Genomic DNA, 16,322 nt, shown 5'->3' with positions numbered 1-16,322 from the left:
AAGCTCCCCAATGACCTGAGTCATATCTTCGAGACTTTGGACTTCTTGAATGGCGAACAGAGAATCTCCCTTGATCAAAGGGGTGACGGCGTCAAAGGCAGATACGTCCCTCTCATTCTTAAGTTCATAGCCGATAAAAAGAGTTCCTTGTTGGAAAGAGGCGGCACTCCCTACACTTTTATCTGGGCCTACGAAGAACCTGAAAACAACTTGGAGATGCGCCGTGCGCGTGAGACGTCTCGGCTGTTTCAACGCTTGGCAGCAGGAAACACAACCCAGATCTTGTTGACCACTCATTCTCCCATTTTTTTCAACGTGTCGCCTTCAGAAAACCTGACGGTCTCAACAACTTTTGTGTCCAAGTCGGATGACACCGCGGGAAGCCAGACACAAAAAGTTCTTCCGTCTATCAATGAACTCGATGAAAAAATGGGGGTGATGCCAATTGTCGCCCCCCACATGGAAAACGCAATGGCGCAATTGGAAGTATCTGATCGTGAGCGGGCTGCCATGCAGCGAACCATTGCTGACCTTGAAGCCGCAATTCCGACAATCTACGTGGAGGGCGAATCTGACTTCATTGTGCTGAATGCGCTAATCGCAGCAATGAACGTCTCAGAAGAAACGCCTATCTCAGTTGCGCGCCCCCCTCAGAGGGCAGGGGCAAATTACGTGGGAAACATGCTTCGGGCATGGGAGTTCAAAACCAAGCACCTTGAAGGTGACAGGCGGCGTTCAATTGGTTTTGTTGATTGTGATGAGGAAGGTGAACGAGCATACAAACAGTTCAATGACGAGGTAAAGCGACCCAAGCACGTGAGGATTCTCAAGTTGCCTTCGTCCGAAATCGTAAGTGAAGCTCACAATCTGGGCCTATTGTTCCCCAATTGTCTGGAAGAGCTTTTCCCGCGAGCTTGGTGGGAGCATGCAAATGGCCAAGGTTGGCTGGAGCAGCGGAATATAGATACAGTTCTTTCCCTCGCCGCTCTGCTTGAAATCGCCAACGGACGAACAACCCGAGACGACCTATACACAGGGATGAACTGGGAGCTTCACACGACGCTGTGTCCTCACAACGACCACAAAATTGATTTTGCAAACTGGGTCTCTGCTCGGGATCCTGCTGATTTGCTGGATGGTCTCAGTTTCCTTGCCGATATGCTGAGAGAAGAACTCAACTGGATGGGGATTCAGTTTGTTCAGCCGGAAGCTGTTGAAGAAGCGGCTGAATAGGATCTTGGATCCCTGCACGATCAGGCCGAACGGCTAACGGCCTGATCGACCATACCGATAAGGAACACTTTCTATGCAAGCGAGTAGATAGATAGTAAAGTGCCTATCCGCAGTCCCGGTGCAGTCCCGGGCAGTTAACCAACGAAGTGCGACAACGGCAAAAACCGCCAACACATTGCTTTTCTTTGATAAAAGTGGTGCCCGGGGGCGGAATCGAACCACCGACACGAGGATTTTCAATCCACTGCTCTACCCCTGAGCTACCCGGGCACGGGAAAGGCTTGGGCCTTTGGGTGGAGGCCTTCTATGCTGTGGCCAAGACGGTGTCCAGAGCGAAATTGATCTTTTTAGTGTGGCCGTTCGAGTTTATCTGCGGGGGTCTCCGGCAGATCATCGGAGGCCTCGGATTCGCTCGAAGGTACCGCGTAGCTGCCGTTGAACCAACTGGCCAGATCCAGATCCGCGCAGCGTTTCGAGCAGAAGGGGCGGTAGGTCCGATCTGCGCCCTGACCACAGATTGGGCAACTCATTTCAGCACCTCTGATATCGGTATGCGCCCACGTTTGCGCTGCAGCTCGAAATGGCCCAGCGGGGTCCAGCCCACAAGGCTGGTTTCCTCACTATCGGTGCGCAGGGCGGCGCGCAGGGCGGACTCAAAGCCGCGCCGGTCCTTCTTGGCCATAGGCGCCAGATCCAGCACGATCTGTCCGCCAAGCCCACGCACGCGCAGCGCACGGGGCAACACCTTGGCGCAGGCGAAATTGGCCTTCTGGCCAGCCGCGAGCGAGGTGTCACTGCCGGTATTTACATCCACGGCGACCAGCGCCCGGGTGGGTTCGACAAACAGAAACGCGCCGCCCGCAAGGGGCACGCGGTTCGACAGCGCGTCCTCCAGCAGATCGAGACCGCCATGTTCCGCGAATCCCCCCGCCTGGGTGACGATCTCTGCCGGGTCGGTCCAGTCACGCCACGCCTGAACATGCGGACCGTCACCTTCGCTTAACCGGCCGGGCGCGTCGCCGGTCTCACCCAGCACCTGTTCGGCCAGATCGGCCATCTGAGCAATATCTTCGGCGACATCCCCCGCCTGGGCACCAGCACAGGCCGAGCGCAGGATCAGGCCATGGGCGCTGCTCCCCATCTCGTCATGGGCGATCTCCTGCAGGCGGTCGCGTTCGTCCTCGTCGCGGATGCTGCGAGAGACATTGAGGCCCGGCGCGCCCGGGGTAACGATGGCATAGCGGCTTTTGAACAGCAGTTTCGAAGTGACAGGGATCGCCTTGCCCGGTTCGGCGTAACCGGTGACCTGCACAAGAAGCTGCGCCCCCGGAGCAAGCCCCTTGACCTGCCGGAGAAAGGCCGGGCCATCGGGTGTGGTCAGGAACATGCCGCCCTGCCCCTTCACGGGGCGGTCGGCGCGGGCCCGATAGATGGTGCCGGGCACGGGCGCGCCTGAGGCGATCAGCAGGTCATCCAACTGGCCATCAACCAGCAGCGCCGCCGCCTCGCGGCCCTGAATTTGGTCGAGGATGATCGTGCGTCCCTTCATGGAGCCTCTCTATCTATACAGCGGATAGCCCGCCGCCTGAAGCAGCGCCGAAGTCTCGGCAAGCGGCAACCCCACGATACCGGTGAACGAGCCACTGATCCATGGGATGAATGCGCCAGCGGGCCCTTGGATCGCATAGCCCCCTGCCTTGCCCTGCCAGTCGCCGGTGGCGAGATAGGCGTTTACCTCGAGATCCGACAATTGCTTAAACTTCACGGTGCTCACCACATCGCGCTGCCAGAGCCGCTCGCCCCGTCGTATCGCAACCGCCGTGACCACGCGGTGACGCCGTCCCGAAAGTGCGTGCAGAAACACGGCCGCCTCTCCGGCATCGGCGGGTTTGCCCAAAATCCGGCGTCCCAAGGCAACGGTGGTATCGGCGCAGAGAACAATATCCCCTGCCGCCGCTTTGACGGCCAGCGCCTTTTCGCGCGCGATCCGCATGCAATAGGGGCGCGGTAGCTCGCCTTTCAGCGGGGTTTCGTCAATGTCAGGAGGGCGCACGGCATCGGGCTGCACGGCAAGCTGGGCCAGCAGGTCCAGCCGTCGCGGGCTGCCCGATCCGAGAATGAACACCATAGAAGCAGGCGTTACTTGAAGCGGTAGTTGATCCGACCCTTGGTCAGATCATAGGGGGTCATCTCGACTTGTACTTTGTCGCCAGCCAGAACACGGATGCGGTTCTTTCGCATCTTTCCTGCCGTATGTGCGATGATCTCATGGCCGTTTTCCAGCTCGACCCGAAACGTCGCATTAGGCAGGAGTTCCTTCACGACACCGGGAAATTCGAGCGTATCTTCCTTGGCCATGTTGTCTCCATTACAGTTTTGCCCGCTCAGATGCAGGCCGTGCGCTTAAATGGTCCCATTTGCCCCGTTTTTCAAGGTGTCTTTGCCGCGAAATCCCTGTTTTCTTGGGGCAAGGCCGCCACGTCGTCCTTTCGGGTCCGATTGGATCCACCCAACCATGCGCAGCGCCCTATCGCAGAACCACCGGCTGGGCCACTGACCGGTCGTCCTGATCGCCCCAATGGGTGCGGTTCAGGACGCTACCATCACGGCGCACTTCGGCGATTCTGGCCATGTCCACCTCGGCATAGGTCCAACCCGGTCTATTCACTTGTCCCTCTGCCAGCACTCCGGTGGCAGGGAACCCCTTGTCCGGCGGGCCGAAAACACCACCTGCGCCAGTGTTGCGATCCACCGCCTCGGACCAGGCATTATCACCCACGATCGAGGACATCACACAAACGCACTGATTCTCCAGCGCGCGCGCCATGGCCCCGATCCGTACCCGCCAATAGCCCGCAAGCGCCTCGGTGCAGGACGGCACGAGCAGCAGATCGGCCTCGCTCAGCGCACGGCCCAACAGTGGAAACTCGCAATCGTAACAGATCAGGATTCCGATCCGCCCCAACGCGGTCTCGAACAGTTTCAGCGGGCCGCCGGGCGCGATGTGCCAGTCCTCACGCTCGAACCTCGTCATGATCTGCTTGTCCTGATGATCCTGCAGCCCATCGGGCGTATAGAGTTCCGCACGGTTGACCGGTCGGCCGTTGACATCCGCTACCGGCGCCGAAGCCCCCAGTATATGCACCCGATATTCAGCGGCCAGCCGCAGGTGCAGCGATGTGGCCTCTTGCTTCCGTTCGGACACCGCCCGGATCGAACCCGCCAGATTACCGGCCGCCGCAGCCCCTGCCAGTGTCGACAGTTCCATCGCGCCATATTCGGGGAAAACCAGAAGCTCCGCCCCCTGCCCAGCCGCGTCTGCGACCCAGGCCGAGATCTTGTCTTCGTATTGCGCCCAACTGTCGAGCCAGTCGAGCGGATAGGCGGCGGTGGCAATTTTCAAGACGGCTCTCCGGCTGTGGTGATTTCAGAGGTCACGAATCCAGAACTGCAGGTTCTTCTGGCTTTCTGCGTCATCACCAAGATCTTTCCATGAAAACTGTGCGATCACACCGGGCAGTTTGTGATAACCACGCTTGGTCCAGAACCCGTCCAGCGCGCGGTAGTGCGCCGGGCGCGCGGGATGATCTGCAGGGCGCACAACGCCGCAAAAAGCAGATTTCGCATAGCCCGACCCACGGGCGTACTCTTCGCGCAAATCGAAGAACTGATGCCCGATCCCCTGTCCCCGGTATTGCGGCAAAAGCACCGATTCCGCGCAATAGAATATCTGGCTCAGGTCCAGATCGGTGCCTTCGAAGGCGGCCGAGAAATCGTCGGAATGTTCCAGCAGCGCCATTCCGGTCGAGCCGCCCACCAGCCTGTCGCCATCAAAGGCCCCGACAAGAATGGCCGAGGCGGATTCGGCATAAGATTTCAGATATTCATGCTCGTAGTCCAGATCGCCGTCATAGAGATAGGGCCAGTCGCGGAACACCTCGATCCGAAGCCGCGCCAAATCCTCCAGCGAGTCCACCAGTTTCTGACCGCTCAGCGCTTCGATATGCATGTTCCGGCTCCTCTCTCAGCCCGAGCCGGAGACCTGTTTGGTCCAGTCGGCCAGGTTGTAATAGGTGGTCACGCGGGCAATCAGCCCATCCGACAGATCAAAGAACGACCCGGCAGGCAGACGATAGGTCTGACCATTGGCGGCGGGCAGCCCTTCATCCGTTTCCAGATAGGTGCCATTGACCACATATTCCGCCGCCGCGCGCGTGGCGCCTTCAGCCTCGAACAGCACCATGTCGGTCAGTTCCTCTTTATAACACCGGTTCATATGGGCGCAAAAGGCGGCGAACCGGTCCTTGCCGACCCTGATGTGACCTTCGTTCACATGGTGCGCCACATCATCGGACAGGCAGGCCAGCATGCCCGCCACATCGCCTGCGTTGAACGCCTCGAAATAGCGTTTCACCGTTTCCGTCATTGTACCTCCGTCGGTTCGCCCCAGCGGTCCCTGAGATGCTTGATGATCTGATCGCGCGCCTGCCGGTAATGGGTCAGCTTGTCGTTGCGGCCCTCGCCCAGACCGGTCGGATCCATGATCGGCCAGTATTCAACATCCAGATGAAAGAACCGCGTCAGTTCCAGCGCCCGGCGCTGGCTGGCGGGCGACAGCGCCACGACCAGATCGAAAGAGCTGAGGTCGTCGCCCCATTGCTCCATCTCGTCAAAGCTGCGCGAGCGATGGCGGCTCAGTTCGACATTCAGTTCCTGACAGACGGCGATGCTGAAGCCGTCGATCTCAAGATCATTATGAACACCCGCAGATTGCACATAGGTGCCGGTGCCATAGAATTTCTTCATGATCCCCTCGGCCATCGGAGATCGAACCGCGTTGTGATCGCAACAAAACAGGATCGACTGCGGCAGGTTCGTCACGCCCTAGCCTCCGAAATGCAGCACGCAGATCAGCGTGAAGAGGCGACGGGCGGTGTCGGTATCGACCGCAACCTTGCCCTCCAGCCGCTCCTGCAGAACCCGGCTGCCTTCGTTGTGGATGCCGCGCCGGGCCATGTCGATGGTCTCGATCTGGCTGGGCGGCAGCGTCTTGACCGCGTTGAAATAACTTTCGCAGATCTGAAAATAATCCTTCACCACTTGCCGGAATGGCCCCAGAGACAGGTGAAACTCGGCCGCTTTCTGGTCTTCTTCGGTGTTGACGTCAAAGACCAGCCGCTTCTCCCGGATCGACAGGTTCACCCGGTAAGGGCCATCGGGCACTGCACGATCATCGCGCGCCGGCAGCACAAAGCTGTTATCCTCCAGCAGGTCGAACACGGCCACCCGCCGCTCCTGCTCGATCTCGGGCGTTGGTGGCGGCAGACCAGCGTCGTCCAGCGCAATATCGACAATACGCGACATGGGCATCACCTGTTGAGTTGATCGAGACGCGCCCGCACGGACAGACCATGCGCCTCAAGGCTTTCGGATTGGGCCAAAGTTTCGGCCGAAGGCCCGATAGCACGAAGTGCCGCCGGAGTCATCTGGCTGAGCGTGGTGCGTTTGAGAAAATCCATCACGCTGAGGCCGGACGAGAACCGCGCCGAGCGCGCCGTGGGCAGCACGTGATTGGGCCCGCCAATGTAATCGCCAATGGCTTCGGGCGTGTATTGGCCGAGGAAAATCGCGCCCGCATGGACGGTATTCTGCGACAGAGCGACGGGGTCGGCCACGCAAAGCTCCAGATGTTCAGGCGCGATCCGGTTCGAAAGCTCGGCGGCCTCGTCCAGCGAGCGCACCGTGATGACGGCCCCGAAGTCGCGCCAGGACGGGCCAGCGATGGCGGCGCGTTCCAGCGTTTGCAGGCGAGTCTCCACCGCGTCAGCCACCGCCCGGCCAAACGCCGCGTCATCGGTGATCAGGATCGACTGGGCGCTTTCGTCATGTTCGGCCTGGCTGAGCAGATCCAGTGCGAGCCAGTCCGCGTTATTGTCCTTGTCGGCAATAACAAGAATTTCCGACGGCCCCGCGATCATGTCGATACCGACCTTGCCAAAGACCCGGCGCTTGGCGGCAGCGACGAAGGCATTGCCGGGACCGGTGATCTTGTCGACCGGGGCGACCGCATCGGTGCCATAGGCCAGCGCGGCAATCGCCTGCGCCCCGCCAATGCGGTAAATCTCGTCAACACCGGACAGTTGTGCAGCCAGAAGAACCAGCGGATTGACCGCACCATCGGGCGTGGGCACCGTGATGGCCAGCCGCTCAACCCCTGCGACCTTGGCCGGTATCGCGTTCATCAGCACGGAAGAGGGGTAAGAGGCCAGGCCGCCCGGCACGTACAGCCCCGCCGCTGACACCGGGGTCCAGCGCCAGCCCAGCGTGGCACCGCAGGCATCCTGCCAGCTGGCATCCTCGGGCATCTGTTTCTGGTGATAGGCGCGTATCCGATCCGCCGCCAACTCCAGCGCCGCACGATCATCAGGCGTGACATCGCCGACGGCCATGTCGATCTCATCACGTGAAAAGGCCAGAGTCTCGGGCGTCAGGTCCAGCCGGTCGAACTTTGACGTCAGTTCGATCACCGCCGCATCGCCGCGCGACCGCACATCTGCGATGATGCCGGACACAACCGCATCCACATCCGGACTGTCCTCGCGCTTGGCACTCAGCAGCGCGCTGAATTCCGCTTCGAAACCGGGCGCGGTTGTGTCCAGAAATACAGGCATCGATTATTCCCCTTTGCCCTGCTCGAATACCTGCGGTTTCGCGCGGCCTCAAGCCTTATGCGCCGAGGTGTATTTCACGCGCCGCAGGTCGAGGGTGTAGAACAGATCGTCCTGCGCCCCGTCAGGCATTGACCTTCCCCCCGATATCCGGGCCATTGCGAACTGGAATTTTCCACCTTTGAATGGAGGAAGGAGGAAGACCCATGAAGCGGAAGCGCTTTTCAGAAGAACAGATCATCGGCGTGCTGAAAGAGAGCGAGGCTGGTGCGAAGACGGATGACATCTGCCGGCGTCACGGCATCAGCTCGGCGACATTCTATAGCTGGCGTAAGAAGTATGGCGGGATGGATGCATCTGAGGCCAAACGGCTGCGTGAGAACTCCATGAGACACACACTCATGCTTAGTCTGGACGACCGCCACGCACGACAACTTGACGAGCTAACGGGAACGCGCAGCGGGTTCCGTTGCCAAGATGGTGGTAGTACCACCAACATCTTGCCTTCTGCGCTATCGGCTACGAATGGGCGCATCTCGCCATTCCCGCCACAAGGAATTTTGGAATTTCTTTTGTGAGGCCGGATATGATTCAACGTGAAACGGAAATGCTTTAATCAAAGGTTTGTCGTCGGCTTGGAATAGAGGGCAACCAAGTCAAAGATCGTATCACCATACTCGCTCTTTACAAAATCAGCGCCCCCAAAGCAGTCAACCATGATCCTAAGTATTCCCGCCGTCATCCTCGCTCTCTTTTTGAAATCCTTCTCTTCAAGAAAATCACGCATCTCATTTTCCATCAATTCAATGACTTCAGAGTTGAATTTTTTCCTAGCTTCCGGCAATTTATCAAGGAATATTGTTCTTACGCGATTTTCTAATTCATGAATTTCTTTTGATTTAGTCATTCCCTATTTTAGCTGAAATCTAAGGGACTTTGCAAGTTTAGGATTGACAATGTAGATTTGCTCCCCGCCGCCAACGGAACGGCTAGTGAAACCTTTTTCATTGGATTCATCGGACGCTTTTCCCACCAGGATGATCGCTCCTTTAGGAACTACATGGGCCGACTTTTCTTTCAGTGAGTTGGAACCATGTATTGCCTGATATCTTAGCGCATTTCCAGCTTTTTTGTACTGCTGTCGTCCGACATAGGGACTACCAGTTTCCTCAGCCTTTCCTCCCCACCTCCTGTGCACGACTATTGGGCGTTCGAGCCGATAGGCTTTAACATCTCCTAAAAAAGCCCCAATCGCTTTTCTGCGATATGCTGGTTCTTTTATCTGGGAAAAAGCTTGCCTGCCCGTTCCGAGCAAAGTGTGACCCTTAAGCGTGCTTCTGTTACCGCGGTTTGTTTGTCGAAAACCTAAGTCGGCAGTGCCCAACTGCCGAAGGGAAGCTCTTGCCTTAATTATTTGTTCGGATGAAAGCGGCTTACTGGTTCGTGGCCGAACTTGGGACACGATGGGTTTTGCCGTGGAATTCGCTGAATGCAGTAATGGTTTTGTTTTTGGTTTAGGGGCCGTTCGGGATGTGGTTGCTGCCTTTGGTTTCGCTTTCGCCTGCGGTTTTGGCTTGGCCGCAGCGTTGGGCTTCGGTTTCAATGGCGCTGGCTTTTTGCCACCTTTTATCAATACCAACTTTGAAGACTGCCCTTCCATAGCGGGTTGCAGACGTTCAAAATTGATCGCCTGAGAGGTGAACGCGTCGCATTCTGAAGTCCAGCTAAAAAGCGCGAGCAACGCGAAAAGTGAAGCGATGGCCGTTCTGAGCATGCGCATCTCCTATCCCATGACGTAGACAGATCGCGAGTTTGCAGGTTATCGTAGCGTAGCATACTGTCACGGATTTGGGGAAAACCCGGCCATGAAGAGATTGTTGAGTGCATTTTTTGTAGTTGCCTGTGCCGGGATACCTGTTCTGGCGCAAGAGCACCAAGAGGTTCACGAGTGCGATGAGTACGCTGCCCATCCAGGCGATCCTAACAGGTGGGCGACTGGAGTCGCCGATGAGGACATTATTCCTGGCCCGGCAGTGAAGTTTTGCCGCGAAGCCGTGGAAACGTACACTGACACCGCTCGGTTTCAGTTCCAACTTGGGCGCGCCTTATGGGCAAATTTTCGGCTGGAAGAAGGCGTTGAAGTGTTCCTGAACTTGGAAGAGAACTTCGAGTATGGGCCGGTCTATGCATATCTAGCCGATGCCTACATGTATGGTATCGCCGGAATTGAACCGGATGAAGAACTGGCCATTACTTTGTATCAGATCGCCGCAGAGTCGGGATTCTTGCCTGCCCAAGAGGTTCTCGATGCGCTTGACGGTGCGGCCCAAGGTGTGGACTCACAAGCTGTTGCAGAGGGCACGCGGCAACCAGAACTCCCCACGACAACTTCGCAACCGGTCGCAAGGGTTGAGCCCGAGCCGTCAGCGCCGACGCCCGCAAATCAAGTGGAAACTGAATCCGCTGCCATAGAGAGGAACTTTGATCCTAAAAGCTATTCTCAACCCCATATTATTCGAGCGTTATATACTGGCGATTTCTCAAATATGAGAACTGTAGGTGTTGGGAAGATAAGCTATGCAAAGGTTGATCCCACGCTCGCCTATATTTCGCATTTCAGCAAGAGCTTTGCTCCGACTGTCAACTTTCTCGATCAATCCTGCGTCCACCTTCATAATCCGGCCATTGAAAAAGGCATTGCCAATCGCGCATTGTCGGGTGCGATGGGCGGTGACCTAAATCTTGGGCTGAATTCTGGGCAAGTTCCCACAGCAGGGTTTGAGGCGATTGGCAGTATGCTTCAGGATTTGGCGCAAGGTGGCATAGGCAACGTGGTCGAAATGGAGCTTGAAGCCGACAGATTGGCGAAGAGTGCCGAGAGGGACTCCGCTTCGATAATCACGCAATACGGATGCAGTGATCCAATCGTCAAACGCATCTACGCTAATGTTGAAGCCTACGCATTCGGAACAGAGCCGACTCTTTCCGAGCAGGAAAAGGAAAAACAGGCCACACGTGAAGCTGCTGAAGCGCTACAACGGCAACTGGAAGTAGAACGTAAGGCGCAGGAGCGTGAAGTAGCCCGCCAACGCAGTTTGAGAACCAGCGCAAAAGACAGTTGTGTCGAGAAATTTGGTAAGGCCAATTTTTGTACGTGTTTGGTGGACACTCTGGACGAGTACTCCATCTCGGAGCCTGATTGGAAAACGCTGGGAGGCGACTTCGGAACAGTTCTGAAAATCGGAAAGCTATTTGATGGGTTCCCGAAGAAGCTCTCAGAATGCCGGATGAAGAGCTGAGATTTACATGAGAAAGTTGAAGGCGTGGATACCTCTTTCGATAATGTGCATGGTCCATTCCCTCCCGGCTCAAGCCTGCACACCGGTGGACTATCTGAAACTGAAACTTCCAGAAATCGACAGCGAACCGGAAAAGATCGCACTTAAGATGTCATATCCAGGCATCCAGTTCTCCGAAGATGGAACAAAAATCTCACACGATGGCATAGATTGGATAGCGTATGGCAGTTATCGATCAAAATCACCTCAAGAGCTTCTTCGCGATCCTACCATCAAAGAACAGTTCAGCTACGTCTACTCGTTAGATTTTGACCTCTCGCAACGAAAGATGCCCTTTTTTGATCCGGGCCGTCCACGCAATGGTGCATTCTTCGAGGTGACCTATTTTGATAATGAAGAGTCAGCGCAACAAAGCCTTGTCAATGTCACTGAGCCCAGGCTTGCTGGAACGGACTTTTGGGTTACGGAGAAACACGGAGTATCATGTCAACTGCGCGCGGCGCTTTCGCATTTGTCATTCAAGAGCGAGGACTTCTCTCCTTTCTTTCGGAAACCGGGCGGTGGTTTCAATTGGAGGCGGATTAGTGGAACAAAGCGCCTGAGTCCGCATAGCTTTGGTATTGCCATCGATATCAACCCACAGCTTGGGCAATATTGGAAATGGACAGGTGCTATAGAGGGTGAAGTTGGTCCGTATCACAACAAAGTGCCCGAGGCACTGGTAAGGACGATGGAGCGGTTCGGTTTTGTGTGGGGCGGCAAGTGGCATCATTTCGATGGGATGCACTTCGAATATCGCCCGGAGATCATTCTGTACAGCCGGATAGCAGCACGCTGAGCTTGATATTTTTGGCACTCGCGACATGAGGGATTGGATGCCTACATTGAAGACCTACATTGCTGCAGTTGTGACTATTTTTTCGATATCCTCTGTGGCGATGGCACAGCAGCTATTGGATCAATACACCGCCGTAATCGGACAACAGGACCGGGTCAATTCCTCGGGGAAACCTCTTTCAAAACCAGAGCATATTCTCGCGCAAGATCGCGCAAACTTCCATCGTTTCGGCATTCGCCAGGTCGGAGATACTGCGGATGCGTACTTCAACAAACGAGAAAACCGGTCCAATTTCTCGCGTTTGCTTAGCAACGGATCGCTCGAACCGGGACTGGCGAATGCGATTCTCCATTCACCCGATGTTACCCTAAAAGTTGAAATATTCGGGCGATCCAGTGTGCCGCAATACGTGAACGTCACTTTGGCACAGACGCAGAACGGGCAAAACCAATTAACTATCACTGGCTCACCGACACAAAGATGGGTGTTTGAATCTGACCAGCACAATTGGCAAGGAGCAGCGTTCGTACAGGACGCTACCGGGCGTTCAGTTTCCTTGGGTTGTACGCGTCCAGGTACTGATCCGACGAAGTATCCTGGCGGCGGGCATGTTCGGCCTCATAACCCCGGAAATCTTATTCTGTTCGTTTCTCCACAAGCGTTGGGAGGTGGCTTTGGAATCCCCCGTGCCGAGACAATTAGTATCGAACTTAGCGTCGATGGAACGGGTCTTGGGACCGCGCCAATGATCCTCATTACGCCCGAAATGAAACTAGCCACAACGATTTCAGTCAACCACTCCATATTCGGCGCACTAAGAGTTGGCAGTGCTTTTAGTGCAAAGGACGCAAGAACGGGACAGAATCTGAGCATTCCGCTTGCTGGTTTCTCTGCTGCACTAGACAATTTAATCGCGTTTTGCGCGGCACCGCTCTCGCAACCTCTGACCACATCCTCGATTCCGACGAGCCAGTCGACAGAAGGAACCAGTTCGACGATGGATTCAAGCGGTGCGAGCGGCGATCAAAACAGAGACGCGGGAACGCAGCAGACCGTGGATTGCAACAATCCGATAACGGCCTCCCACAAGATCATTTGCGCATCGCCCAAGTTGAAAGAACTGGATCGACAAATCGCGGTCGTGTTTCAAAAAAGCCTAGAATTCGCCGAGTCCGAGAGCGACCAGCAGGAGTTGCTCAAATCGCAGAATGATTGGCTGGAGTTCAGAGCAGGCTGCGACAATAGTAGAAACCAAGACCAGTGCATTTTGAACCTTACAAATAGTCGTTTAGGCATTTTGATCCGACAGGCGAAGGCAAAAGGTTTTGATATTGTGGCACTTTCCAAGCCCATAGCAACGGAACAAACTCCGGTTGTTCTGTCAGGTACAGACAGCCGAATAAGCATAGCACCGCAACCAACACAATATGGTCAATGGTATGCTACGACAACTTGTATAATTTCCAGAAAGGAAGTTGCAGTAGATTTTGAATTTGGCATCGTCAAATCAACAACAGCGGCTGCCAAAGCACCCTTCCAATCAAGAATGGTGATGGCACCCGATCCGTCAGTGAACAACAGTGCAAAAGAAATCAACTACATAGGCGAGCTAGACCCGACTGGTACAGGGCAGATCACGTTCGTACGCGACAACGTGAACAGATATTCAGGCTTTCAGGAACTTCGCCCGGAGCGCTTCACGTTTGATCCAAATTCTGGAAAGGGAAGTTTTCCAGACGTCGAGTGTCGGCCCTTTGCGGCCAAGCGTTTGAGCCAAGATAGCGAACGTATTTTGCCGAGCGCCGTCCGCCCCGCCAATGGCGGCTCGTTCTGGGCAGGCACATCATCTCGTGAACGCTGCGAAGCGATCATAGCGTGGACCGACAAGCTCAAAAAGGAGTATCCGGACCGGGATTTCTTTCGATCAAACCAAAAGGGGGATGAGTGGCGTATCGTTCGCTTGTTCGCGGACGATGATTTCGTACCGGTGTTTGGGCAGCCTTATGACAGGATTTCTTTGGAAAACCGTAGGACTGCCGAAAAAGAAATCAAAGCCTGCATGACGAACGCTTTTACCCGTGATCGCATGGAACCATATAAGGCGACAGCACAAGACCTGTTATATGAGGACCCAAAGGACGGGTTTTCCTACGGTGGTCATGCCTATGCAGTTTTTGCTCTGCGCAAAATCCGTGCGGCTCGCAACAGAATAAATATAGCATTGACGTCGCAAACCGAAACGCCTCCTACAACAGATTTCGAGAGCGCGTTACAATCTATGGAATCTGCAAAGGAGATTGTTCGGAAGTACGGGGAGTTTCTTTGGCCGAGCGAACGTCAAGAGTATTTGGATGCCATTGATTCTCGCCGCGAAGCACTTGCTTCTGCAGAATCCGAAAGCCGTAGGAATGCAATACTAGCCTTCGCAGATGAACTATCTCGCATTGCCGCAATCGAAAGTGCTTTGAGCGACACTCGACTGAAAGGTGCAATGACGGCTGGTTCATGGAGTAAATTTGAGCGCCATCTTCGCGAACAAAGACAAGCTAGTGCTAAAGCAATCGCAGAGCCTGTTTTGGAGCTTGCAGCGAGTCAACCACTTACACTGGGCGGAGCCTTGGCGGTCAATGCCGAGCTACAACAAGGTTTTCCGGGCTTGTCCGCCATACCATCAGACTTGCGACCCAATTTTGAAACTTCCATTATTGAAGAGCGGGACAAACGGCTTGAGGCGGCAATCAACATGGAGGTCTTGTCCCTTGATGGTTTTAAAGGCACTAAATCCAGTCTTCTAAAACAGGCCGCTTGGTTTGACCAATTTCAACAAACTTTTTCTGCATTTAGCGACACAGCGCATGTGCGTTCTGCCGTACAACGGTATCGCATTGCTCGCGGAACAACATTAGAGCAAGCGCTGGATGGTTTTATTGAGGAAGTTTTGACTGCCAATACATCGGAAAAGAAAGATGACATCCTGAAAGAGTACCTGTCTCAAGAAAGTGACTATAACTTTCCAGTTGCGTTAGAATACCGGTTGTATGCCCAGTGAGTCATCGAACCGAGTTGCGAAGTTTCGTGAATAGTGTTGCGATTGAGGACTGCGTTGAATCCTTTCAAATACCTGACAGCGCATCTTTCCTTTGCAGTTTGCGCGCCAATGTCGCTCTGGATACCCCAATCCGCCTCGCTGCTTCTGAAACTGACACACCTTTCTGGCTGATAAATTGCTGCGCTGCTAGCACGGTTTCGATATCCAGCGCTGGCGGTCTGCCGAGGCGTGTGCCACGTTTTCTTGCGGCCTCCAGTCCGGCGATGGTGTTTTCGGCGATGATGTCGCGTTGGAATTCGGCGAAAGCGCTGAACAGGTGGTAGACCAACTTGCCGCCGGGGGTGGTTGTGTTGATACCTTCGCTAAGGCTGCAAAAATGGATACCCTCGTTTCTGAAACGCACCAACAGATCGGACAAATGCAGGACTGAGCGACCCAGACGGTCGAGCTTGAACACTACTGTCAATGGCATCTCAATTTTCCCCAAAACGGGCAGGTTAAAATTCCCCAGTTTGGCGGTTTCGGTTGTCAGCCGGTTAGCGACTTGCAGCTCCGTTCTTTGGCGGACGGCCGCGCCGCTTTGGCGGTGGCGGCGGTGTGATGGGCGCGTTTGTGCGGGTGTGTTCTGGGATCAGGTCGGTATGACCGCGCAGTCGGTAGCTGGCCCCTTCGATCTGGACGACGACGGCGTGGTGTAAGAGCCGATCCAAAAGCGCGGTGGCAACGACGGGATCACCAAAGACATCGCCCCATTCAGCGAAGCCACGATTGGATGTCAGTATCATTGCGCCTTTTTCATAGCGGGCATTGACGAGCTGGAAGAACAGGTTTGCGCCGCCCTGAGTGATGGGCAGGTAGCCAATTTCATCCACGATCAGTAGCGATGGGCGAGCATAGAAGCGGATTTTGTCGGCGAGTCTGCCTTCCCGTTCTGCTTTGACCAGGGCTTCGATCAGCTCAGCAAGTGTCGCGCGATAGACCTGCTTTCCGGCCTTCACAGCCGCGACGCCCAAAGCGGTCGCCAGGTGGGATTTTCCCGTGCCGGGTGGGCCCAGGAAGTGAACCACCTCCGCTCTGCGGATGAAGTCCAACTGGGCCAACGCGGCGATGCGTTCTCTGTCGAGCGAAGGTTGGAACGAGAAGTCAAAGCCTTCCAGAGTTTTGATGGGCATCAGCTTGGCCGTCTTGAGCGCAACATCAATGCGCCGCGTTTCCCGGGTCGCATATTCCTCGCT

Annotated in this window: 18 protein-coding genes, 1 tRNA gene and 1 pseudogene; 5 read left to right on the top strand and 15 right to left on the bottom strand. The window is 55.5% G+C overall.

From position 1 onward, the window contains the following. Window positions 1-1,233: AAA family ATPase (locus tag M3P21_RS21340; RefSeq protein WP_249713447.1), on the top strand; the 1,233-nt coding region annotated here is incomplete at its 5' end. Between the two features lie 195 nt (window positions 1,234-1,428). On the opposite strand, the gene M3P21_RS21335 is transcribed toward M3P21_RS21340, so the two are convergent. From M3P21_RS21335 to hisD, 11 genes are all read right to left on the bottom strand, one after another. Then, a tRNA-Phe gene (locus tag M3P21_RS21335) sits at window positions 1,429-1,503 on the bottom strand. A gap of 77 nt (window positions 1,504-1,580) precedes the next feature. Continuing rightward, complete coding sequence (locus M3P21_RS21330) at window positions 1,581-1,763, bottom strand: DNA gyrase inhibitor YacG (protein ID WP_249713445.1); 183 nt, start codon at window positions 1,761-1,763, stop codon at window positions 1,581-1,583. Next, entirely contained in the window at window positions 1,760-2,782 is a 1,023-nt protein-coding gene (locus M3P21_RS21325; protein ID WP_249713442.1) for a ribonuclease E/G, read from the bottom strand. Before M3P21_RS21325 ends, M3P21_RS21330 begins: the two co-directional genes overlap by 4 nt. 9 nt (window positions 2,783-2,791) lie before the next feature. Further along, complete coding sequence (locus M3P21_RS21320) at window positions 2,792-3,361, bottom strand: Maf family protein (RefSeq protein ID WP_249713440.1); 570 nt, start codon at window positions 3,359-3,361, stop codon at window positions 2,792-2,794. A gap of 11 nt (window positions 3,362-3,372) precedes the next feature. After that, window positions 3,373-3,591: a translation initiation factor IF-1 gene (infA, locus tag M3P21_RS21315; protein ID WP_005978431.1), complete on the bottom strand. Its 219-nt coding sequence runs from the start codon at window positions 3,589-3,591 to the stop codon at window positions 3,373-3,375. A gap of 169 nt (window positions 3,592-3,760) precedes the next feature. Continuing rightward, the gene (locus M3P21_RS21310) at window positions 3,761-4,636 is read right to left on the bottom strand and encodes a carbon-nitrogen hydrolase family protein (protein ID WP_249713437.1); all 876 of its coding nucleotides are present in this window, start codon (window positions 4,634-4,636) and stop codon (window positions 3,761-3,763) included. 24 nt (window positions 4,637-4,660) lie between these two features. Next, window positions 4,661-5,242 (bottom strand): GNAT family N-acetyltransferase, encoded by a 582-nt coding sequence (locus M3P21_RS21305; protein ID WP_249713435.1) that lies wholly within the window; start codon window positions 5,240-5,242, stop codon window positions 4,661-4,663. A gap of 15 nt (window positions 5,243-5,257) precedes the next feature. Next, the gene (locus tag M3P21_RS21300; protein WP_249713433.1) at window positions 5,258-5,659 is read right to left on the bottom strand and encodes a ketosteroid isomerase-related protein; all 402 of its coding nucleotides are present in this window, start codon (window positions 5,657-5,659) and stop codon (window positions 5,258-5,260) included. After that, entirely contained in the window at window positions 5,656-6,114 is a 459-nt protein-coding gene (locus M3P21_RS21295; protein ID WP_249713432.1) for an arsenate-mycothiol transferase ArsC, read from the bottom strand. The genes M3P21_RS21300 and M3P21_RS21295 overlap by 4 nt, the downstream gene beginning before the upstream one ends. A 3-nt stretch (window positions 6,115-6,117) precedes the next feature. Next, window positions 6,118-6,597: a UPF0262 family protein gene (locus M3P21_RS21290; protein WP_249713430.1), complete on the bottom strand. Its 480-nt coding sequence runs from the start codon at window positions 6,595-6,597 to the stop codon at window positions 6,118-6,120. Window positions 6,598-6,602: 5 nt separating this feature from the next. After that, a complete protein-coding gene (gene hisD, locus M3P21_RS21285; RefSeq protein WP_249713428.1) occupies window positions 6,603-7,904 on the bottom strand; it encodes a histidinol dehydrogenase in 1,302 nt (433 codons plus the stop codon). Between the two features lie 203 nt (window positions 7,905-8,107). Here hisD and M3P21_RS21280 point away from each other — a divergent pair. Next, a pseudogene (locus M3P21_RS21280) lies at window positions 8,108-8,279 on the top strand (transposase); the annotation flags it as partial. Between the two features lie 238 nt (window positions 8,280-8,517). Here M3P21_RS21280 and M3P21_RS21275 read toward each other — a convergent pair. Both M3P21_RS21275 and M3P21_RS21270 read right to left on the bottom strand, forming a co-directional pair. Beyond that, entirely contained in the window at window positions 8,518-8,808 is a 291-nt protein-coding gene (locus tag M3P21_RS21275; protein ID WP_249713426.1) for a hypothetical protein, read from the bottom strand. A gap of 3 nt (window positions 8,809-8,811) precedes the next feature. After that, window positions 8,812-9,675, bottom strand: coding sequence for a hypothetical protein (locus M3P21_RS21270; RefSeq protein WP_249713424.1), 864 nt, complete (start codon window positions 9,673-9,675; stop codon window positions 8,812-8,814). Window positions 9,676-9,766: 91 nt separating this feature from the next. On the opposite strand from M3P21_RS21270, the gene M3P21_RS21265 reads away from it, so the two are divergent. Genes M3P21_RS21265 through M3P21_RS21255 form a run of 3 tightly spaced genes read left to right on the top strand, consistent with a single transcriptional unit; the run spans window position 9,767 to window position 15,087 of the window. Beyond that, window positions 9,767-11,200, top strand: a complete 1,434-nt coding sequence (locus M3P21_RS21265; protein ID WP_249713422.1) for an SEL1-like repeat protein — start codon at window positions 9,767-9,769, stop codon at window positions 11,198-11,200. Window positions 11,201-11,207: 7 nt separating this feature from the next. After that, complete coding sequence (locus M3P21_RS21260) at window positions 11,208-12,038, top strand: M15 family metallopeptidase (protein WP_249713420.1); 831 nt, start codon at window positions 11,208-11,210, stop codon at window positions 12,036-12,038. Between the two features lie 37 nt (window positions 12,039-12,075). Next, on the top strand, window positions 12,076-15,087 hold the full coding sequence (locus tag M3P21_RS21255) for a lysozyme inhibitor LprI family protein (protein WP_249713419.1): 3,012 nt from the start codon (window positions 12,076-12,078) through the stop codon (window positions 15,085-15,087). Window positions 15,088-15,151: 64 nt separating this feature from the next. Here M3P21_RS21255 and M3P21_RS21250 read toward each other — a convergent pair whose 3' ends face one another. Continuing rightward, entirely contained in the window at window positions 15,152-15,559 is a 408-nt protein-coding gene (locus tag M3P21_RS21250; RefSeq protein WP_249713417.1) for a recombinase family protein, read from the bottom strand. Between the two features lie 64 nt (window positions 15,560-15,623). Beyond that, a partial coding sequence (gene istB, locus M3P21_RS21245) for an IS21-like element helper ATPase IstB (protein ID WP_249713415.1) occupies window positions 15,624-16,322 on the bottom strand: 699 nt, incomplete at its 5' end.

Origin of the sequence: Ruegeria spongiae (genome assembly GCF_023502395.1) — a bacterium.
GTDB classification, from domain to species: Bacteria; Pseudomonadota; Alphaproteobacteria; order Rhodobacterales; family Rhodobacteraceae; genus Ruegeria_C; species Ruegeria_C spongiae.
The sequence above is the reverse complement of the archived record's forward strand: the minus strand, read 5'-3'. Positions and strand labels throughout refer to the sequence as shown.